Raw genomic sequence first — 20471 nt, forward strand, 5'->3', positions numbered from 1 at the left:
AAGCAGGGGGCCGTTTCTTGGGAGCACTTAGCCAGTACACTTCAGGATAGCCTCAACCTTATTACTGATGAACTCGATGGAAGCCGAATCAAGGCCGGAACTGTTTCCTGGGAGCACTTAGCCAGCACATTACAGGATAGTCTCAATCTTATTACGGATGAACTCGATGGAAGCCGAATCAAGGCCGGGACTGTTTCCTGGGAGCACTTGGCCAGCACACTTCAGGATAGCCTCAACCTTATTACAGATAAACTCGACGGAAGCCGGATCAAGACCGGGGCTGTTTCCTGGGAACACTTGGACAGCGACCTTAAGGATAGCTTGATCACCGATGAAGTTGATGGAAGCCAGATCAAATCGGGTGCTCTTTCCTGGGATCATTTTAATGAGGAGCTTCAGGTTAACCTGACACCACCCGAAGAGCTTGACGGCAGCAAGCTGCTTCCAGGTTCGGTTGAAATGTTCCACCTTGCGGATGAGGTTCAGTCCTCCATTCAGTCACTCCATGAAAAGGTGGAGCTCTTACAGCAGGCGAATGAAGAGTTAAGTCATCAATCTGCAGTCATTGATTCAACAAATGACTTTTCGGATTCACTGACTATAGACGAAGTAACTGAACAGCTTCAGCAGCCTGCCATTACACCGATCCGGTGTACCGAGGATCAGCCGCCTCTGCAGCAGTTCGGCCGAATTCCGTTCCTGATGCATGGAAACTCAGACACAACCGAGGTAACGATCACGTTCGATGAGCCTTTTTCAAACCCTAACTATACCCTTGTAGCCATGACCAATCATTCCGCCTTCTACGCGGTAATGAAATCCCAATCCTCTGTAAGTGCCGTACTTGAAATTGCAAAGCTGAGACGGACGGATCAAAACTTCGGTATTATATCATGGATCGCCATTGGTATTGATTAAGCGACAAAAAAGCCTTGACCCGAGAAAATTAATGGGTTAAGGCTTTTTTCATCATAGAGTTTATTGAACTGGAGTGCCGCTCTTGAGGGATTGCAAAAAGGAAACGGCATTATAGGTCATAACTGCGGCTTCGGCACGGGTGATCGGCTGCTTCGGAGCAAAGCCTCCCTCCCCGTTCAATGTATTGATGTCCAATGCAAGAGAACGCTGAATGGCGCCTTGAAAAAGAGGATTGATCTCCGCTTCATCTGAGATTTCCTTCGGGACAATGTTGATCATAGGAAGTTGTCCCTTCTTCTCCATCGCCTGCATCAGGTAGAAAGTAAACTCTTCTCTGGTCAGATCCTGGCCAGGCTCAATAGCGACGGGAATTTCCACTCCGTTATAATAAGTTGCGAGAAAAGCATCCGTGTACCATTGACCGTCCTTAACATGCTCGAATGTTCCTTCTGCCTCGGGGCCTTCCGGAAAATCAGTGTTAGCCAGGCTAAGCTCCATGGCATTGCTGATCAATTGAACCCCCTGTGCTGCTGTCATTTCCTGATCCGGAAGGAACTTGTCACTGCTAACTCCCTTAATGAATCCCTGCTCTTTTAATGCTTCAATTTTTTCTTTTCCCTCTATATTGCCCAGGTCAGTGAAGGAGCTCTCAGCCGCCTGTAATGCTGCTCCAGAGAAAAGTGAAAGTGCAGCCGCTGCAGACAGCATTACCAGTTTCCGTTTCATTTTCATGTTCATCACTCCATTTGCTCAGTACAGCATCCTGTCGGACCTGAACTTGCTAATATTTGCTTCTTGTCCTTACCAACGCAGATACTAAACAAAAGGTTGCACTTCAGAAAAAAACGCATCAGCAACTCCCTGTTTTCAGGTATTATGGAAAAAGATGAAGAAATCGCTTTTAAGGAGGACAGGCCGTGAACGCCATTGAAAAGCGGATCCACGAGTTAACCAACTACTTTCCTGACTTGACCGCTCCCGCTGATCTGGATGCATTCTGGGTGCAGTCATTGCAAGAGGTGAATGCCAAGCCACTCTCCGCCATTAAGACTCCTGTTACCACCCCCTATTCCTATATGGAGGTTTTCCACCTTACCTACAAGGGCTGGGACGATACCCCGCTGCACGCCTGGTACATTCGCCCTGCTTTTGTGAAGGAGGAGAAGCTGCCCTGTGTGGTGCTGTTTCATGGCTATACTGGCGGCAAGGGTTATCCTGAACAGTATGCCTCATGGCTCATACTCGGGATGGCTGTGCTGGCAGTGGACGTACGCGGTCAGGGAGGGGAGACAGGGAACAGGCTGGACAGCGGGTACGGAACGGTAAAAGGTTGGGTGACTCAAGGGATCCTCAACAAAGACACATGTTACTACAAAGCGATCACCATCGATGCGATCAGAGCGGTGGAATGGGTGTCCATACAGCCTGATATCGACCCGTCCAAAATAGCGGTTTGCGGAGCCAGCCAGGGCGGGGGGTTAGCACTTATCGTCTCGGCCCTGAGCCGTAAGCCGTCCGTCGCTGCAGCCAACATCCCGAATATGTGCCATATGGACTTCGGCATTTTGCACTCCACCGGATCGCTCACTGAAGCGGCGGAATTTGCTCATCGCTTCCCGGAGCATTTTGACAAGGTGCTTGAAACACTCAGCTATTTCGATATGCTCAATCTCGGCAGCCGGATCACCATTCCTGTCATGGTCTCCGTAGGACTCAAAGATACGGTATGTATGCCGGAAACCGTTTTTGCCGCCTATAACCGGATTGTGTCAGACAAACGGATCGAGATTTATCCCTTTACCGGGCATGATGTCGGTGCTCGTCAGCAGCGGATGACAGCTGAATTTATTCTGGATCATTTTAATAATGCATAATAACCCAAAAACCGCAGGAAGAGGGCTGTTTGCCCTCCCTGCGGTTTATTCATTCATTTAATCTTTTAGGCTGTCTTGGATATACTCCCGTCCTCCCATTTACGCATCCAGAGCAGATCCATCACAATCAGGCCAAACGGGATAAACGATGCAAAGAAAATGATGATAGGCCGGCTCAAAGACCAGTCCAGCGCAGACCTTGCATAAATCAGCACCATCACCAGCAGCAAAAAGGTCGCTCCATAGATGTTGCCAAATATCGTGACTGCCTGCGGTATCCCTGCACTCTTCAACGGATATGCCACAAACAGAATAAGTAAATAAGCGACGGCCTGAATCCAGGCTGTAAGCCGGAAGCGTCCTAAAGGTGTTTTAAGCACAGGTTTGATCCCCTTTCATAATAAGTTCATTATAACGAAAAGGGGAACGAACTCCAATAAGCCGCGGGTTATTCCGGCTTCTCCCTTTATACGAGCCGATACACGGCAGCTTCGTATGCCTTGAGGCTGCCTTGCAAACAGCCGTCTGCCAGCCTCACCTGCGGCGGAACAGACTCTTGATCCGCGACACCCAGTTGATTCGAAGCTTGCTCCCTCCAGCCCGTCCTGTTCCCGAACAACAGCTTCAGCTCACAATGTGAATGCTCCGCAAGCTCCGTCCGGAAGGAAGTCTGCTGCCGATTAAAATTCAGCATTACCAGCCAGGTGTTTTTGCCATAAGTCCGTGTGTAAACCATCAATTGCTCATGCTCAGGCATCATCAGTTTGAAGTCCCCGTAAACCATTACCGGCTCCTGTTTGCGCAGTTCAATCAGCCTGCGGTAATAATGAAAGACAGAATCGGGGCGCTCCATTTCCGATTCCGCGTCGATCTCTGTATCCTTGTCATTCATAGGAATCCAGGGGATACCTGTCGTAAAACCGCCCAACTTGCCTTTCTCCCAGCGCATGGGCGCACGCGCGCCGTCCCGGCTGCGTTGGTGAACACGCTCCAGCGCTTCTTCGGCGGGAACGCCTGCCTGAATCTGTTTGCGGTAATAGCTGATGGTCCCGTAATCCCTGTAATCCTCGATGGACGGATAACGGGCATTCGTCAATCCCAGCTCCTCTCCCTGATAGACAATAGGAGTGCCGGGAATGGTATGCAGCAGCGTGGCGATCAGCTTCGCGGCAGTCTCCCGCTCTTCTCCCTCGCCGAACCACTCAGGAATGAGACGCGGATGATCATGATTGCTTAAATATACGGCATACCAGCCTGTCTGAAAAACACCCTCATACCATGCGGAGATGCACTTTTTCAGCGCCGGTGTATCCCATGGCACAGCCCTCCAGGGATCCATGCGGTCTTTGCCGATCGCGGACATGTCCATCAGCAGCGCCATGGACAGCTCTTTACGCGCCGGATCCGTGTACTGCAGGGCCTGCTCCATCGTGATCGTTGGCGTCTCTCCAACCGTGATCAGTCCGGGCTTGAGGGAGAAGGCTTTTTCGTACATTTCCTGAAGAAACTCATGAATGCGCGGGCCATTTTTAAAATAATCCTGCCCACGCGGATGGCGCGCATTCTCCGGCGCATCAGGAAAATCGGGATGCTTGGAAATCATGTTAATCGCATCAAGACGGAATCCGTCGATTCCTTTGCTTAGCCAGAAGCGGATGATTTCATATATCTCTTCGCGCAGCGGCGCATGCTCCCAATTCAGGTCAGGCTGTTTGCGGTCAAACAATCTCAGATAATACTCTCCTGTTCTCTCATCCAGTTCCCATGCGGATTCCCCCGTAAAAGAACCCCAATTATTCGGCTCTTTGCCATCAGGCCCCGGAGGCTTCCAAATGTAATAATTCCGGTAAGGGTTGCCCTTCGATTGGCGGGCCTGCACAAACCAGGGATGCTCATCGGAAGTATGATTGACTACCAGATCCATCATCAGCTTCATGTTCCGTTTATGCAGCTCCCTAATCAGCTTTTCCAGGTCTTCCATAGTGCCGTAAGGGGTATGAATGGCTTTATAATCGCTGATATCGTAGCCGTTATCGGCAAATGGCGACTGATACACAGGGCCAAGCCATATGATCCCCACGCCTAATTTTGCGAGATAGTCCAGCTTGGAAAGGATCCCCTGCAGGTCTCCCAACCCGTCCCCATTGCCGTCTTTGAAGCTGGGAGGATACACCTGGTAAATGACCGCTTCCTTCCACTCGGCCTGCTTCATCACTGCTGCCTCCTTTTCCATCCTACTACCATTGCCTACCCCGGGTTGCCACAGCTTAATCATGGCGAAAATCCTCATTCTCATAAACTTCCCTCAAACGGGAAGCTGATGCATAATAAAACATTTGCTTTGGGAAAATGAAGCTGTGCAGAGCAGGACAACTATCGTTACGCTCGGGGCACATGCAGTCAGAGCAAAAAGGAGGTGCACAGCATGGCAAAACCGGACAACCGTGCCGATAATGTGGAAAAATTGCAGGATACCGTACAGGATACGATCGAAAAATTCAGAGAAGCCGAAGATTATCTCGACGAGCATGCCGATGAAATTTCAACTGCGGAACGGAATACGATTGAGGAAAAAAATGATCGCCGCAAAACCAGCATCCGCGGCATGCGCGAGGAAATAAAGGACGAGGCCAAACATCAGCGGAATACGTAATCTGAATGCGGCGGGAACCTTGTGGTTTCCGCCGTCTGATTATTTTGACCTATTTGATTGCGTGTGATACAGTTTTGTTTGAGGTGATTGCTAACATGCTGACAAAGCTTGGTATACTTGACCAATCTCATATTCCCGAGGGCGGGACAGCGATAGACGCCCTTTCCCAGACCACACGGCTGGCGCAGGAGGCGGACCGGCTGGGCTACAGTCGCTACTGGGTCTCCGAGCATCACGCCTCCAAGGCGCTCGCTCACTCCAGCCCGGAAGTGCTGATCGCCCACCTGGCTGCACATACCACACGGATTCGGGTGGGATCCGGTGGAATTATGCTGCCGCATTACAGTGCATACAAAGTCGCGGAAAACTTCAGGCTGCTCGAGGCGCTCTATCCCGGCCGGATCGATTTGGGGATTGGGCGTGCTCCTGGCGGAATGCCTCTGGCGACACGGGCGCTGCAGGAGGATCGGTACCAGACGGTCGACCGATATCCGCAGCAGGTTGTGGATCTGATCGGATATTTGCAGGATTCTATTATGGAAAACCACCGTTTTGCCGGCCTAAAAGCCTCCCCCTCCATTGAAACAGTCCCCGAGCTGTGGATGCTGGGCTCCAGCGGGGAAAGTGCAAGATTGGCCGCCATTATCGGCGCTTCCTTTGCATTTGCCCAGTTTTTCGGTACTCCCGGAGGTGTTGAGGCTACCCGCCATTATCACGAAAATTTCGAGCCCTCCGTGCTGGAAGACCATCCGCGTTCCATGGCCGCGATTACTGTTGTGTGTGCGGAAAGCGAGGAAGAGGCTAATGAGCTGGCCTCCAGTTCCGACCTGTTCTTTTTACAGCTGCATAACGGTCAGGAATTAAACTCTCTTCCTTCTGTTGAAACGGCTTTATCTTATCCATATACCGAATTGGACCGCGAACGGGTCAGACAGTCAAGAGCCTGGCGCGTAGTTGGAACCCCCGCTCAGGCCCTTGAGAAGCTTACCCGTCTTGCAGAGCAGTACCGTACCGATGAGCTTCTCATTGTGTCCTCCATTCACGATTTTGATAAAAGAGTCCGATCTTATCGCCTGCTCGCTGACGCGTTCGGTCTCAAATAACTATTGACAAAATTATTTATTTATGCTATAATTTACAGTATATTCATTTACGTATATAATAAGATTCTCCTGGCCAGGGGAATCTTATTTTTTTATGGAGGTTAAGCGAATGAAGGCAAATGAGTCCAGTATAACTTCCTTAGTTTCAGCTTTTGGACGAGCATATCACAGCAAATATGACACCCCGAAAATTTTCGATGACTTTTTAGCCGAACATCTTATTTCACCTCAAGAGTTTGCAGATATCAGGGGAAATATGATTCAAGGGATACAGTTTTTCAATACGGATATTGCCCAGAAGCTCCAAAATGATCCGGATGAGATTTTAAAATGGATCATCCAGGTTCAGCTTTCGCCAACCCCGCTTGCCCGTGCCGCTTATTGTGAAGAGGTATTGCTTAACGAGGCCCGGTTGGGCTTGGAGCAGTATGTCGTCCTAGGAGCAGGACTGGACACGTTTGCTTTCCGGCACCCGGATTTGAGAGAAAGACTGGAGATATTTGAAGCGGATTATCCGGCCACCCAGGAATTTAAAAAGAAAAGGCTGGAGCAAGCCAGTCTTGAAATTCCAAGCCATCTGCATTTTGCTGCTATGGATTTTACCAAAGAGTTTTCCTATCAGAAACTATTTGATGAAGGATTTAATAATGATGATAAAACGTTCTTTAGCCTTCTCGGGGTTTCTTATTATTTAACTAAAGATGAGAATGCCAGCCTGATTCAACGCATATTTGAAGAAGTCCCGTCAGGCAGCTCCATCGTTTTGGATTATGCGGATGAAAAGCTCTTTACGGAAAAAGGGATGTACAACCGGGTGGAAAACATGGTGAAAATGGTTGCAGCCGGCGGGGAACCGATGAAATCATGTTTCAGCTATCAGGAAATTGAGGATATGCTGGAAAAGTCCGGTTTGCTCATTTATGAGCATCTGTCACCGGCTATGATCCAGGAACGTTATTTCAGGGATCGGACAGATTATCTGTCTGCCTTTGAAACCATTCATTATGTTCATGCTGTAAAAAAGTAAAGGAATAGGTCAATAAAAACCCGCTGTTTACGGATAACAGCGGGTAGATTTTTTTAGGACAGTTAGATTTCGTCTGCCCTTATTCTATAAATAAATCGACTATCGTACAGCCTCAGAAGTATGTTCCTTCTCTGTTTCGCTTTCATCGCTGCTGTCGCTTTGGACATGGCCAATCACCTTATCCAGCAGCTCCACCCATGGAGCAGCGTCACCACCGCAGCTTTCAATATCGCCCAGCCAAGCCTCCAAATGGGATTGCTCTTCCGGCAAATCGATCACCAGACTGTCTTCCTCAACCTCAATAACACAGCTTGATTTCATTTTAATACCCTCACTTGTTTTCCTTTTTATAACCCTCACGAATTATACGCCTCTTGTTGGCCGGATACAATGTCAGGTTTATAAAAGTTTCAACAACTTCTTGAACAAAGTTCTCGAACAAAAACCTCCGGAAGCTCAAGCTTCCCAGAGGTTTTAAAGTCAGGGTATAGAGATGATTGGGATTGTGGTTTTCCTGCTCCTATATACGCGTCACGATCCGGTCCACCAAACCGTATTCCACGGCTTCTTCAGCTGAGAAAAAATAATCCCGGTCCGTATCCTTCTCGATGCGCTCTATCGGCTGGCCCGTATGATCGGACAAAATTTTGTTTAGTTGTGCCCGGCTTTTCAGAATCCGGTCCGCATGGATTCGGATATCAGAGGCCTGCCCGCGCGCTCCTCCAAGGGGCTGATGGATCATGATCTCGCTATTGGGCAGGGCAAGGCGCTTGCCCTTGGTACCACCGGTCAGCAGAATGGCTCCGAAGCTTGCCGCCATACCTGTGCATATCGTTGATACGTCAGGTTTCACAAACTGCATCGTATCATAAATGGAAAATCCGGCCGTCACCGATCCACCCGGACAGTTAATGTACATTTGGATATCTTTCTCGGGATCTTCGGCAGCCAAATGCAGCAGTTGGGCCACAATGATGTTCGCCATATGGTCCTCAACCTCGCCGGACACCATAATGATACGGTCTTTCAGCAGCCTTGAATAGATATCGTAGCTCCGTTCTCCACGGCTGGTCTGCTCCACAACATACGGTATAGCATTCATATTGCATTCTCCTGTTCTACGCTGCCAATTGAGCCCTCGTCTCGTCCGGCTGCCGCCGTCGCGAGCCCGCTCTGCCCCTTCGTATACTGCTTCCGAGAATGACAGGAAGAAGTGCCTGCGGCTCTGCCACATCCTGTAGTCCCAGCTCAACCAGGCGCTGAATATCACCGCAGCGGAAGGCAGATAAGTACGCCTTCAGCAGCTCTTTGCTTTCCTGATCCTCTGGCAGAGGAAGCGCCTCGGTATGCCGCTGTTTCCCGGCCGCAAGGGAAGCGCGCGCTCTGGCTAACGCCGCCTTTACAGCTCCTTCGGACGTGCCCAGCAGCTCGGCTGCTTCACTGGTTTTGTACTGCCAAACCTCCCGCAGCAGGAAAATGGTCCGCTGCCACGGCGGCAGCCACTGAATGAGAGCGGAGAGCGCCAGCTCAAGATCCGTCCCATACTTGTCATTATACGCCGTCTTTGCGTTTAGACGTGAGGCGGCGCGTTGACCTGCAGCCTGCCGTCTAATCCGGTCAATCCACGTATTCCGCGCTGAACGAATAAGGTAAGCCTCCCAGTTCACGGCCGTATCCTGCAGCGGCAGCTTCCCAAGCAGCTGAAGGCAGGTGCTCTGCACCAGATCTTCGGCTTCCCATTTGGAACCTGTAAGCTTAAGGCAGTATTTCAGCAAGGAAGGCAGAGCTTGCAGAAGCTCGGCATGCGTTTGTTTATTTAAATAATCTGTGTGTGCGGATTTCACAAAGGCCATTAATGGGGCCCCCCTTTGTTAAGTCCTTATAGAAGGTTTCATGAGGAAGACGATTGGAGATACGAAAAGGATACGCTGCAAAGCAAATTTATTTGAATTAAAAAATAAAAACGCTATCCTGAAGAAACTTTGATTTCAGAATAGCGTGTATTAGGTCTAATGGCAAATAATTAAGGATATCGGGACGACACGATTTGAACATTCGATCCACTGTCCCAAAGTAAGCGGCAAGTGTGTTGCTGCGTGTTGCGACCTGTTAACGAGCCTTATGTAGAGCAGGTTTTCGATGCGTTACGACGTGCTGTTAAGGGATATTGAACGTTGTCGGCATAGGTACATGATTGATACATTGATGGTATATCAGAACAGTGCGTATTCTGCTCACCGCGGCGGTATCCGCGAACTCAATCATAGGGTATAATATTGAAAAAGAGCACTTCCCATTTCATTTTCGATAGGTCGCACTTGAAGAGCCAGTCCTAAAGCACTGGGAAAATTGGAGAAAGGATGAGCATAATGGCGGTCAATAAAGAAAAAAAACTTTTGGAGTTGTTTCAGCAGTTGCCTGAAACAGAACAAAACTCCACACTTGATTTTGTGGAATATTTGGCCGAACGGCAGCAACGCAAAACGCTACAACAATTTTATGACAATCTTCCCGAAGTGAACGAACCATTCAGCCAAGAAGAACTTGACCAATTGAATAACAAGGAGGGATTTATTACAGGGGAGGCAGCCAAACGTGAATTTAACCTTGACTTACCATAAAAGCGCCGTGAAGTTCCTCTCCAAACAAGACGCATACAACAGGCAGCGAATATACGCCGCTTTGGAAGGATTAAAGCATATTCCTCCTACCGGCGATATAGCAAAACTCATTTTAAACTACACCTGCATGATGCGTTGATGGTGATCGGGACGACACGATTTGAACATGCGACCCCCTGGTCCCAAACCAGGTGCTCTACCAAGCTGAGCTACGTCCCGATGTGTACATAATCATACTGCTAATTGCGTTAACAGTCAATTAACAATTAGGGTATACGATGGAGCGGACGACGGGAATCGAACCCGCGACCCTCGCCTTGGCAAGGCGATGCTCTACCGCTGAGCTACGTCCGCAAAGTATGATCCGCATTAAAAACTCCCATACCGTTCCAACACAGCTGTGTCTTTGTTTCGTTTATCACATCATATTTGTTCGGGACAGGATGCGTCTACGGGGGAAATCATCTTAATTTCACTGCTCTATTCACAACAGATGCATTATTAAAAAATCCCAACCCCTCAGTTACATTCATGAGAGATTGGGATTTAATTATTCAGCAATCACGTCCCTGAAAACGGATTAAGCTTAAATTTTCCCCCTTGCACCTGTACTGCTTGTGCGGCTGCTTCATTTCCTAGTTCGCATGCTTTTTCTAAAGGATGACCATGAAACAATGATGCAATAAATGCTCCTGTATGGGCATCTCCGGCTCCTATTGTGTCAACCACAGGCACCTTTTTCCCATCAAGAATAATGGTTTGTTCACCGTTGTAACATAATGAACCCTTTGGTCCTAACGTGACAACAACCTCTGTTTGGGTAGATTGATGTAATTTTTGAACAGCTTGTTCGAGATCTGTTTCGCCTGTGAGCTCCAGCATTTCAGTTAGATTACTGTGCACAATAGGTTTTAATGCAAAAAGTTTATCCAAGTGCTCCTTTTTAATGGAAGAAATGCGCGGAGAAGGATCAAATATGATCTTCCCATTAGATGAGTTCTTAACTAATCGATTAAGAATAACGTCCGCTTTTTCTCCCTCAAGTGAGTAACCCGTCAGGTAAATATATTGATAATCCTCAATATCGATCGGACTGAACCATTCATCTTTCCAATATTCCTCGATACCGTTAAAGGTAATAAAGGTACGTTCCCCACTTTCTTCTACAAGCGATAAGCTCCAGCCATTGTCCATGCTGGAATCTTCAATTAACAGTTTATGTCCTTCTTCGTTAAACGTCTTTTTTATCATATCAGCGTAAATTCCTTTGCCGACTGGAACCATCAGATCATACTCGACATCCAGTTGCTTTAAAACATTGGCTACGTTATATGCGCATCCCCCCACAATACGGTCAATCACTTCTCCCGGGATATCCTGTCCCGTTTCAGGGATGCGCCGGACTTTGGCTATCACATCAATGAAAACGCCTCCAATAAGAAGTACTCTATTACGATTAATCTTTCTCATATTTAACCTCACTCATTTGCTTAATTTTAGCCTGTATGGAGAAGTAATAGTAACCTCCACTGATTAATAGAGTAATGGGGATGAAGTAACTGGATTCAATAAAATTCCTCAGGATCAAAGCTGAACCGACACCTAAAATCCAGCCGATTACACCGCCTGTATTAAACGGATTGAACGAAGGATCCTCCAGCAGTTGTTTGTTATATCCGGCACGTCTTCTTAAGAAAGTATAATCAATCAAATATATCGCGATCCATGCGGCTAAGCCAATACCTAAATAACTTAAAAAGGTTTGGAAATTTCCCATAAAGTTGTTTGAAACAACAAGTACATAAAGCGGGATGATTGTGATAAGGACAGCATGAATAGAAATGGCGGTGGCATCTTTAACCTTTAAATTAAATGAAGCAAGGATAAGCCTTGATGATTTCAGCCCAATAAAGCACATAGGAGTTATTCCGCCAAGGGCAGCAATTAAATAGATAATGGTCATCCATCCCGGTAAAACGCTTCCAATTAATGCTACTGGATTTTCAGCACTCGCCAGTCCATCTACCTTGGACGCCAATAGAATACCTGTTCCAATAATCAGAAATAGGGGGATGAATGCTCCTGCTGTCACATTAAAGATGATGGATCTCGAAGAATTCTTTCTGCTTTGATAGCGACTGTAGTCAGATGCCGCCTTTGTCCAAGTAAGTCCTGTTCCGATAATGACAAACATCAGGGCCGGTAAAAAACTGGAAAACCATGATCCGGACTTCATACTAAAAAGATGATTCCAATCCGTTTTCGGTATGAGGAATGCCAGTACAACAATGGTCAGACCACCAAAAACATAAGTAAAGAAAGCTTGGGCTTTAACCAGTGTTTCCTGGCTAAACGATACAGACACCAATACCAAACCGGCAAAGATTAACCAGGCTATAAATTTTAAAGGTGTACTTGTTTCTATCCCGAATTCGTTGAAGATCGACAGAAGCACCAAAGTACCTGTCGTAACATTCACCGATAACCAGCCCACTTGCCCAAACCATCCTACCAAAGCCGGTATGAAATTACCTTTAAAACCAAACGCTGCTCTGGACATGACAAAGGTGGGTGCCCCGCTGTCACGTCCAGACAAACTCGCATACCCCACCAGTGCAAAAGATAACGGGCCAAGAAGGGCAACTAAGATCGACTGAAAAAAGCTTAATTGATAGTTTACAATAATTGCGCCATACACAATTCCTAATATTCCTATATTCGCTGCAAACCACATAAAAAATAAATCCCGCGGCTTACCCGTTTTTTCACCATCCTGAAGAATGATGGACTGCTCTTTTTCCATAACTTACACCCCTTTAAACTGTGACTTATGGGATTCTATAAAATGAGCATAATTTTTCAAGTCTACATTATTTTCACGATCAATGGTTTCAAGCCAATCTTTACGGATCGCATCGTGGCCATATTTTGCGCCGCAAATCGCTGTCGCCATCGCTCCGATCGTATCCGTATCGCCGCCAATGTTTGCACAGATTACAGCACATCGGTTCGGGTCTTTTGCATAATAGGCCATCGCCAGTGCAGCCGGAACTGATTCACTTGTCATGGTACCGCATCCGATGACATCATAAATTTTCTGAGTGAAAGTTTCTTCGTCATCCCGGTACTTATCCGCAAATTCAATACCAAGCTTCAAGCGCTCCGGAATGGAAGCCGCAAAAGTTTCTGCTCCTTTCTTTGCAGCCAGTTCATAAATGTTTAAAGCTCCCTCGATAATTTCCCCCCAGCTTTTGTCTTCTATCGAAGCGCTTACAGCATATGCAATCATGGCCGCACCGCCGATGGAAACATCCGTTGAGTGAGTTACTTTACTCACCTCATATACGTATTGCGCTAACTCTTCAGATTGAGCTGTTGAGAATAAGGCACCAATGGGAGCAATTCTCATAGCCGCTCCATTCGTAAGTGCTTTTCTTGTGAATTCACTTACATCTCTTCCTTCTTTAATCGCCAGGAGCGCCGATTTTGAACTTGGGCCTAATATATTATTTTCAAAGGCATCAGTGCGGATTGCCCACTCCAGGAGTTTTTCAGCAATTAGGGTGTCTGAAGGAACAAAATTATTTTCAATTAATGCATCTAAAATAAGCAGTGCCTGTGTCGTATCGTCTGTAAATTGCCCTTTAGTAAAATTACAAGCAACGTCATTTTCTTTTGGACCATCTAAAAATTCAGTAATGTGACCAAAATGGGATTTCACTTTTTTACGGCCCCACAGCTCGGAGGGCATCCCGAGCGCATCTCCAATTGCCATACCATATAACATACCTAAAATCTTCATATAGTGCCTCCTCTTTCAACTTGTTTGGTTGTACGTACAAGTTAAAACGATAATATAATACGCCTGACAATCTGTCAAGCGCATTATATGTACTGATTTAATTTAAATTGAAAATGCGGCCCATAAATATTGTGTATTTTTTCAATCTCCATGCCGTCCTTGCTATAAACATTTCCTCTAGCTTCAAGCAAAGGAATCGGGTTGTCCAACTCCAATCTCTCGCACATTTCGTCATCACACATAATAGGATTAATATCCAAAACGACATGATGTGGAAATATTTGATATTCCTTGCGCAATGTTTGATATAGAGAAGTACTACTAAAATCAAACTGATCGATACCTTTAAATACATCAAGAGGAAGCATGGATTGATCGATGGTCATCCATCTTGTTTTGTTATTTAGCTTTATCCCACGAAGACGTTGCAGCTTAAAATAGGCAATATTGTCTTCCATAACAATTTCTTTTTTCAGCACCTTAGTGACAGGTTGTTGGTTCTTTTTAAAGGACAGATCCGTAAAGCCTTGAAAGTTCCAAAGATTCTGTTTGGTTTCACGCAACCTTACAAAAGCGCCTTTGCCCTGTTCTTTTTCTACAAGTCCTTCTTTCACTAATTCTTCAAGGGCTCTTCTTATGGTACTGCGTGTGATACTGAATTCTCGCATTAACTGATTTTCCGAAGGTAAAACTTCACCCTCTTTTAAACTGCCGTTCAAGATTTTATCACGTAATCTGTTTTTTAACTGAACATATAACGGGAGATCATTATACTTGTCTAACATTTCATTTTCCCCTACGCTTTAATAGTGTTACATAAATATCTCTTGGCTCATTATAACATAATCCATATTATTGACTCCCAGAAAATTTACACCCCCCCTAAAATTGTACTATTCATTTCTGAGTTGCTCATGATACTCATCCCCTTTTATGATAAGGATCTCCATAATATCAGCCCAAGACCATAGAGCGAAGCTCAATGAATTGATCTCACCTGCTATAAATCACGGATATACCATGCATCGCATGCAAAATGGTCGGAACCTGCCAGCGGTGCTTCCAGCTGTTGAAAGCCGTTTTTCGTATAGAAGCGGTTGGCTGCGTGCATATTTTGCAGCGTCTCCAGATAACAAGCTTTATAATGCTGTTTTGCAAATCGGAGCGCGGTCTGCAGCAGTTGGGACGCAACTCCCTTTCCTCTCGCTTCCGGAAGGAAATACATCTTCTGCAGCTCGCAGATTCTTGCATCAGGGGAACCGAATTCCGCGATCCCGCAGCCGCCAAGCATCTTGCCGTTTTCATCAAACGCAACCCAATAAGCCCTGCCTTTGTGATTATAATAATCGGACAGATGGCTCAAGCTTTCGTCTTCCCATGCCAGCCCTGCACGATTTCCGCCAAACTCGATTAAGCATTGCCGAATAATCGCTTCTATAGCGCCATTATCTTTGGCTTGAATGGTTCTTATATTCATCTGAAACCTCCGTAAACTCAGTAGAGACTCGATAGGGAGAAAGACACAAGCAGATTTCTCCCTCTCGAATTCCTAGTTTTTTAAGCTTGAAGCATATTGTGGGTCATGGATGGTCTCCTTTGGAACGGGTAATATTAGGTTTCGCTTTTGAACGTTTTGCCCAGTTGCCCGCTTAGCCCGAAATAGTGACGGAAATTATATATCAGCGGATTCCATTGCACAGGGTCTACATGACGATCATCGATCAGGATGGACTCGTGGGCATGAACGCATACCGCCTCAACTTCCACGATCGAGAAACCTTCAGCCGTCTGCATATTGCGCACAACAGCTTCGATCTGCAGCGGGCATTCGCCCACTCGCAGTGGCCGTACCTCCTGCGAAGGCACGTCCGTAAAGCCGGCATAAGCAAACTTATCCTTCACATGTCGATATCGGGGGCGCTTCGCATCCGGCACGGGAGTGGCCCCCGTCAGCGGGGCAAGCCGCTCCACCTTGTCCCAAAGCGAAGAATCGGGCAGATTGACGACGGTTTCCGGACGCCTTCTCAGATTCGCCAATCCATGGCTGCCCTCGCCAAGCCCCAGCACGATCCGATTTCCGAGAGCCCAGGCGGAAGACATCGGTGTCAGATTCGTCGATCCGTCTTCGTTGAGTGTAGATAGCAAAACGACGGCCGAACCGAAGTACAGGATGGACGGTTGAATGACCCGGCTTTGATTAGAGAACATCTGTTTCATTATATCACCTCGACGACCATTATACCGTCGAATTAGTTCGGCCGCGGTCGAAATGTCCCTTCTGTTTCAGAAAAAAGTGCTGTTGATTTTGAAAATGCAGCGTGTTAGAATAAGTCAACTTAAAACCGGACTAAAAAAGGGGAATCGAAAGCACATGCTCCTCACTGTTCGTTCTGAAGGGTAAGCTTAATTGCATACGAAGCAAAGATTCGTTTGAAGGTCTCAAGGTTCTGTCCGATAGGCAGAGCTTTGATTCGTCATGCGGCTCTCCTGCTTCTCCTCTTCAGAACATCAGAACAACAAGCAGCTCTTTGGCACAAGTGAGGCCGCATCGTATTATGTGTAGTCTTTTGCTGAAGCTACAGCTTCCATGGATCTGGAGTTCCATGGAAGCTTTTTTTTGCTGCATAAAAAGGAGAATTCCCATGCACCGTTCAAATCAATTGCCTTACTTTTTCTTTAGCCTGCAAGGAGTTTCCATGCTGGGAAGCCGCATGACCTCCATTGCAGTCGGTATCAAGCTGTTTCATGAAACGGGTCAAGCAACTCCCCTGCTGCTGTTATCGCTTTTCAATGAGCTTCCCCTCTTATTGTTCAGTAACTGGATCGGCATTGCTGCGGACCGGTGGAAACGCAAAGCAGCGATCATCGCGGGTGATACAGGTCAGATGATGTGCACAACTTTGCTCGTTGGTTGCCTTGTCAGCGACAACTTCTTACTATGGCCCATCTATGCAATCGCCGCTTTGCAAGGATTGTTTATGGCGCTGCAAAGCTCGGCGACGTCGGCCTTGATTCCGCTGATGGTGCGGAATAAGGAACTGGATCGGATGAATTCGCTGAAAGAGCTGCTCTTCCCTCTTGCTGGGGTGATCGCTCCCTCCCTAGCCGGTATGCTGTACGAACCTTACGGTATCGCCGGAATTTTGGTTGTGGATCTGATCACATTCCTGATCGGAACGGGGGTCATTGCCTTGCTTCCGCTGCCGGAAATGCAGCGCGAGGAGTCACGGCCGGAAGGAAGCCGCTTGTGGATTGAGGCGATTCAAGGTTACCGGTTCCTCTGGAAGCAAAAACCGCTTCTCTATCTGTTTCTTTATTTCGGTTGGTGGAATTTTATATTGAATGGGCCGTTGGAACTGGCCATCCCTTATTTTCTGCAGCGTACAGGGAGCACCGACATCATGTCCGTTCTTCTGGGAGTCATGAATGCAGGCGCTTTGGCAGGAGCGGCGGCGGCTGTATGGTGGGGGCATTTCCGCTATAAAATCAGGTTCATCTTCTCCGGCTCTATCCTCACCTCCTTGATGTTTGTTCTTCTCGGAGCAAGCAGCCATACCGGAATGATGGGAACCGCCTTGTTCCTGCTGATGCTCCCACTGGCCATGACGGGAGCTTTGTTCCACTCCATTCTGCAGCGAAAAACACCGCTTGCTCTTCAGGGAAGGGTGTTCGCCGCCTATGGGCAGCTGTGTGCTGTCATGGCTCCCTTGTCATTTCTCGTCACAGGGCCTCTCGCGGATCGGTGGCTTGTAGCCCCTTTGCAGATAGAGAAACATCCATGGCTTCATTCGCTTATCGGATATGGCTCGGGGTCTTGGATTGGCTTCATTTTTGTCGTTAGCGGTCTGTTGCTGCTAATGGGGGCGCTTTGGACGTTATCCTCCCGCAAGGTGCGTCAGCTCGATGAGGAGATTAAGCCCTAGACCAGCAACGGACGTCGGTATATTGCCGGCGTCCGTTTTTTCGTTCCTTTCAATTGCTTGGCTATCGTTTTATCATCTTACGCGGAGTTATGTGCGTAAATCTTTTGAATTTTGTGGTAAAGTGGCTTTGATATTCTCCCACTATTATATTCAATATCGTTGCCTTAAGTTGAAGATAGATCACTTCGAGTGGTGAAATGGACATTGGACAACTAAAAATTTCTATCGGACTATTTAATTCCAATAACTTTGGTTTTTTGCCCCCACCTTCAACCGTAATTGAAGGAGGTTTTAATGGGTTTAAATGCTATTTTTTCTCATTAATAACGAATAAAACTCCAGTGAGAATTAAGGCCGAGCCCATCCAGAACGTTGTGCCTATGTTCTCTCCTAGAATAAGCCATCCAAGTAATGTTCCAACTACGGGTTGAAAGAAGAAAAATAGCCCTCCGCTTGAGGCGTTAAGCATTTGCAATCCACGATTCCACAGTAAAAATCCACCTGCGGTTGAGACAATGCCCAAATACAAGATTCCTCCCCAAATAGTAGGGTGAGTCAGTTGAGAGAAATTAATTGCGTGTATCCGTGGAAAAACAAAAGGAGTGAGCACAATTAGAGCTACCAAGATGGAATAGAACGTTACCACAATTTGCGAGTAATCTCCCGGCACACGCTTCACAAGTACGGACATGAGTGCCCATGTTAAAGCGGCAATAAGAAGAGAAATACCACCAAGTTTACTGGACAACTCCAGATGACCGGTTCCAACAATAAGGAAAACGCCCATTGTAGCTAAACAAACAGAGAGCACCTTTTTTAAATTCAACCGTTCTTTAAGGAATAAGCGAGCAAAAATAACCATAAATGCTGGTGTGGAAGAAGTAATTATGGCCCCCATTTGTGCTGAGGATAACATTGTGCCTACTTCCTGGGTAACAATCGAAATCGTGTTACCAATAACCCCAATAGCTATGATTATTAAGAAGTCACGTTTGTGGATCCGCCATTTCTGGTGGGTAACCATCCCGACCACGAGTAATGCGGCGATAGCCACTAAATAACGCATCCAAACCAGTTCCAGTGGCGGTATGACTGATACTACAATTTTCACAACAACGTACATGCCACCCCAAATGCTGGCGGCTAAAGCTAAATAAATAGAACCGAATAAGGTATTTTTCATTTTTTGCCCTCCGTTTTTAACTAAGGTCAAGAAACCCCTAACGGAGAGATGTAGCCACCTTAACTCCACTAAGGGCGAGAAGATGCTACGGGTACATCGTTTTCAAATAACGGAGCCTTAAACATTTTGATTTCACCTCTAGTCCGAGATTAGCTGCAATTATATTGCTTCATAGTAGCAGATATTAAACCCCTTGAATAGACAAACTGCGTTTAGTAAGCCCTGGTGATTTGAACTACTCTACCGAATTACGACATTACTGGTGTCGTCATCCTGGGATAAAACCGGATTATAGAGTCACGACTAACGAATTAGAAGAGTGATTCGGTTGTAACGGCTGCATCTCTTTTTACAGAAAATCCATGATAGTGTTTTCATTTTTATAAAAGACCTGTCACAGACGATCATCGTCGCGACGAACAAAACAATCCCTGGATACCATTTGGTCATCAAGATGATGGCGTCGTAACGGGGTGGTCTTAGACGCGAGGTCCCTAACAAACGAAATTGGTTAGTGCCGGAGCGTTAGAAAAGCCCGAAGCACTACCGTAAAAACAAAGAAGGCAAGCTCTACGCAGCCACGCGAACCCGCCGCAATGCCATCCATGGAGGAAGGCTTGGAGTCAAAAGCAAACTCAGAATACCGTACAATCAACAACAGTTCAAGCGACTTGCTGCTGATCGTATGGCTGATGCCGGATTGGGTGAAGCCCAGCGCCTCCGCCGACTTCGTCAGACTGCCCAACTCCACCACGCCAGGAATACTTCATACTTAATCAGACTCATGTGTAACTCCCTCTCGATTCATGATCCACGACCGCCAACATTTATGTTCATCTTGAATACAACTCAAAGCTATCTTCGGCTCAAGTAATGAGCAATACTTTGCAAATGTCGAGTATGCAAAAAGCCCTTGAATCTCCTCGACAGGAAACTCAAGAGCTCGTTCATTGTTAAATTGGTGCGGTCGAGAGGACTCGAACCTCCACGGGGGGTTAGCCCACACGGACCTGAACCGTGCGCGTCTGCCAATTCCGCCACGACCGCATATATTGGAAACTGGTGAGCCATGAAGGACTCGAACCTTCGACACCCTGATTAAAAGTCAGGTGCTCTACCGACTGAGCTAATGGCTCTTAATAAAAAGTAACGCTTTGGTGAACTCTGTTTAGGTTCCCAGGTCTGAAACTTGCTACGTAACCTTCGGGGTACTCTCATTTTATGAGAGACTGCGAAGCTAGTCCTAACGAAGTGCCGCTCCGGCGAACCCTATTGGGCTCTCATCCCGATTTTTTTCTAAAGTGGCGGAACCGACGGGATTCGAACCCGCGATCTCCTGCGTGACAGGCAGGCATGTTAGGCCTCTA

The 20471-nt window shown here is 47.0% G+C and carries 21 protein-coding genes and 4 tRNA genes; 7 read left to right on the forward strand and 18 right to left on the reverse strand.

Annotated features, from left to right (window positions below):
* Window positions 1-918, forward strand: a 918-nt coding sequence (locus ACE5KN_RS30740; protein ID WP_375533323.1) for a WIAG-tail domain, incomplete at its 5' end; no start/stop codon positions are given.
* Between the two features lie 60 nt (window positions 919-978).
* On the opposite strand, the gene ACE5KN_RS30745 is transcribed toward ACE5KN_RS30740, so the two are convergent.
* Window positions 979-1650: an S-layer homology domain-containing protein gene (locus ACE5KN_RS30745; RefSeq protein WP_375528790.1), complete on the reverse strand. Its 672-nt coding sequence runs from the start codon at window positions 1648-1650 to the stop codon at window positions 979-981.
* Window positions 1651-1835: 185 nt separating this feature from the next.
* On the opposite strand from ACE5KN_RS30745, the gene ACE5KN_RS30750 reads away from it, so the two are divergent.
* Entirely contained in the window at window positions 1836-2792 is a 957-nt protein-coding gene (locus tag ACE5KN_RS30750) for an acetylxylan esterase (RefSeq protein WP_375528791.1), read from the forward strand.
* A gap of 65 nt (window positions 2793-2857) precedes the next feature.
* Here ACE5KN_RS30750 and ACE5KN_RS30755 read toward each other — a convergent pair whose 3' ends face one another.
* Both ACE5KN_RS30755 and ACE5KN_RS30760 read right to left on the reverse strand, forming a co-directional pair.
* The gene (locus tag ACE5KN_RS30755) at window positions 2858-3172 is read right to left on the reverse strand and encodes a DUF3817 domain-containing protein (protein ID WP_375528792.1); all 315 of its coding nucleotides are present in this window, start codon (window positions 3170-3172) and stop codon (window positions 2858-2860) included.
* Window positions 3173-3258: 86 nt separating this feature from the next.
* On the reverse strand, window positions 3259-5067 hold the full coding sequence (locus tag ACE5KN_RS30760; RefSeq protein ID WP_375528793.1) for a glycoside hydrolase family 13 protein: 1809 nt from the start codon (window positions 5065-5067) through the stop codon (window positions 3259-3261).
* A 150-nt stretch (window positions 5068-5217) separates the two neighbouring features.
* Between ACE5KN_RS30760 and tlp the strand changes: the two genes are divergently transcribed.
* The 3 genes from tlp to ACE5KN_RS30775 all read left to right on the forward strand — a co-directional run bounded on the left by tlp (window position 5218) and on the right by ACE5KN_RS30775 (window position 7575).
* The gene (tlp, locus tag ACE5KN_RS30765; RefSeq protein ID WP_375528794.1) at window positions 5218-5445 is read left to right on the forward strand and encodes a small acid-soluble spore protein Tlp; all 228 of its coding nucleotides are present in this window, start codon (window positions 5218-5220) and stop codon (window positions 5443-5445) included.
* 98 nt (window positions 5446-5543) lie between these two features.
* A complete protein-coding gene (locus tag ACE5KN_RS30770; RefSeq protein WP_375528809.1) occupies window positions 5544-6548 on the forward strand; it encodes an LLM class flavin-dependent oxidoreductase in 1005 nt (334 codons plus the stop codon).
* Between the two features lie 109 nt (window positions 6549-6657).
* Window positions 6658-7575 (forward strand): class I SAM-dependent methyltransferase, encoded by a 918-nt coding sequence (locus ACE5KN_RS30775; protein WP_375528795.1) that lies wholly within the window; start codon window positions 6658-6660, stop codon window positions 7573-7575.
* Between the two features lie 99 nt (window positions 7576-7674).
* Here the strand turns inward: ACE5KN_RS30775 and ACE5KN_RS30780 are convergent, their stop codons facing one another.
* The 3 genes from ACE5KN_RS30780 to ACE5KN_RS30790 form a co-directional block, all read right to left on the reverse strand.
* Window positions 7675-7896, reverse strand: a complete 222-nt coding sequence (locus ACE5KN_RS30780; protein WP_375528796.1) for a hypothetical protein — start codon at window positions 7894-7896, stop codon at window positions 7675-7677.
* A gap of 199 nt (window positions 7897-8095) precedes the next feature.
* Window positions 8096-8677 carry an ATP-dependent Clp endopeptidase proteolytic subunit ClpP gene (clpP, locus tag ACE5KN_RS30785; RefSeq protein WP_375528797.1) on the reverse strand — a complete coding sequence of 194 codons (582 nt, stop codon included), beginning with the start codon at window positions 8675-8677 and terminating at the stop codon, window positions 8096-8098.
* A 16-nt stretch (window positions 8678-8693) separates the two neighbouring features.
* Complete coding sequence (locus tag ACE5KN_RS30790) at window positions 8694-9428, reverse strand: RNA polymerase sigma factor (RefSeq protein ID WP_375528798.1); 735 nt, start codon at window positions 9426-9428, stop codon at window positions 8694-8696.
* Window positions 9429-9944: 516 nt separating this feature from the next.
* On the opposite strand from ACE5KN_RS30790, the gene ACE5KN_RS30795 reads away from it, so the two are divergent.
* Window positions 9945-10196: a DUF2281 domain-containing protein gene (locus ACE5KN_RS30795; RefSeq protein WP_375528799.1), complete on the forward strand. Its 252-nt coding sequence runs from the start codon at window positions 9945-9947 to the stop codon at window positions 10194-10196.
* Window positions 10197-10341: 145 nt separating this feature from the next.
* Here the strand turns inward: ACE5KN_RS30795 and ACE5KN_RS30800 are convergent.
* From ACE5KN_RS30800 to ACE5KN_RS30835, 8 genes are all read right to left on the reverse strand, one after another.
* Window positions 10342-10415 (reverse strand) — tRNA-Pro (locus ACE5KN_RS30800).
* 60 nt (window positions 10416-10475) lie between these two features.
* Window positions 10476-10550: transfer RNA gene (locus ACE5KN_RS30805), tRNA-Gly, on the reverse strand.
* A gap of 207 nt (window positions 10551-10757) precedes the next feature.
* Window positions 10758-11666 (reverse strand): PfkB family carbohydrate kinase, encoded by a 909-nt coding sequence (locus ACE5KN_RS30810; RefSeq protein ID WP_375528800.1) that lies wholly within the window; start codon window positions 11664-11666, stop codon window positions 10758-10760.
* Window positions 11653-12999, reverse strand: a complete 1347-nt coding sequence (locus tag ACE5KN_RS30815; protein ID WP_375528801.1) for a purine-cytosine permease family protein — start codon at window positions 12997-12999, stop codon at window positions 11653-11655. The genes ACE5KN_RS30810 and ACE5KN_RS30815 overlap by 14 nt, the downstream gene beginning before the upstream one ends.
* A gap of 3 nt (window positions 13000-13002) precedes the next feature.
* Complete coding sequence (locus tag ACE5KN_RS30820) at window positions 13003-13998, reverse strand: ADP-ribosylglycohydrolase family protein (protein ID WP_375528802.1); 996 nt, start codon at window positions 13996-13998, stop codon at window positions 13003-13005.
* 83 nt (window positions 13999-14081) lie between these two features.
* Window positions 14082-14783 (reverse strand): GntR family transcriptional regulator, encoded by a 702-nt coding sequence (locus ACE5KN_RS30825; RefSeq protein WP_375528803.1) that lies wholly within the window; start codon window positions 14781-14783, stop codon window positions 14082-14084.
* A gap of 215 nt (window positions 14784-14998) precedes the next feature.
* Window positions 14999-15475, reverse strand: coding sequence for a GNAT family N-acetyltransferase (locus ACE5KN_RS30830; RefSeq protein ID WP_375528804.1), 477 nt, complete (start codon window positions 15473-15475; stop codon window positions 14999-15001).
* A gap of 134 nt (window positions 15476-15609) precedes the next feature.
* Complete coding sequence (locus ACE5KN_RS30835; protein ID WP_375528805.1) at window positions 15610-16215, reverse strand: flavin reductase family protein; 606 nt, start codon at window positions 16213-16215, stop codon at window positions 15610-15612.
* A gap of 425 nt (window positions 16216-16640) precedes the next feature.
* On the opposite strand from ACE5KN_RS30835, the gene ACE5KN_RS30840 reads away from it, so the two are divergent.
* Window positions 16641-17921, forward strand: a complete 1281-nt coding sequence (locus ACE5KN_RS30840) for an MFS transporter (RefSeq protein ID WP_375528806.1) — start codon at window positions 16641-16643, stop codon at window positions 17919-17921.
* A 307-nt stretch (window positions 17922-18228) separates the two neighbouring features.
* Here ACE5KN_RS30840 and ACE5KN_RS30845 read toward each other — a convergent pair whose 3' ends face one another.
* The 4 genes from ACE5KN_RS30845 to ACE5KN_RS30860 form a co-directional block, all read right to left on the reverse strand.
* Window positions 18229-19104 (reverse strand): DMT family transporter, encoded by an 876-nt coding sequence (locus tag ACE5KN_RS30845; protein ID WP_375528807.1) that lies wholly within the window; start codon window positions 19102-19104, stop codon window positions 18229-18231.
* Between the two features lie 511 nt (window positions 19105-19615).
* A complete protein-coding gene (locus ACE5KN_RS30850) occupies window positions 19616-19858 on the reverse strand; it encodes a helix-turn-helix domain-containing protein (protein ID WP_375528808.1) in 243 nt (80 codons plus the stop codon).
* A 205-nt stretch (window positions 19859-20063) separates the two neighbouring features.
* Window positions 20064-20151, reverse strand: a tRNA-Leu gene (locus ACE5KN_RS30855).
* Between the two features lie 13 nt (window positions 20152-20164).
* Window positions 20165-20240: transfer RNA gene (locus ACE5KN_RS30860), tRNA-Lys, on the reverse strand.
* Window positions 20241-20471: the final 231 nt, after the last annotated feature.

Origin of the sequence: Paenibacillus terreus (assembly GCF_042138595.1) — a bacterium.
In the GTDB taxonomy this organism is placed as follows: Bacteria; Bacillota; Bacilli; order Paenibacillales; family Paenibacillaceae; genus Paenibacillus; species Paenibacillus terreus.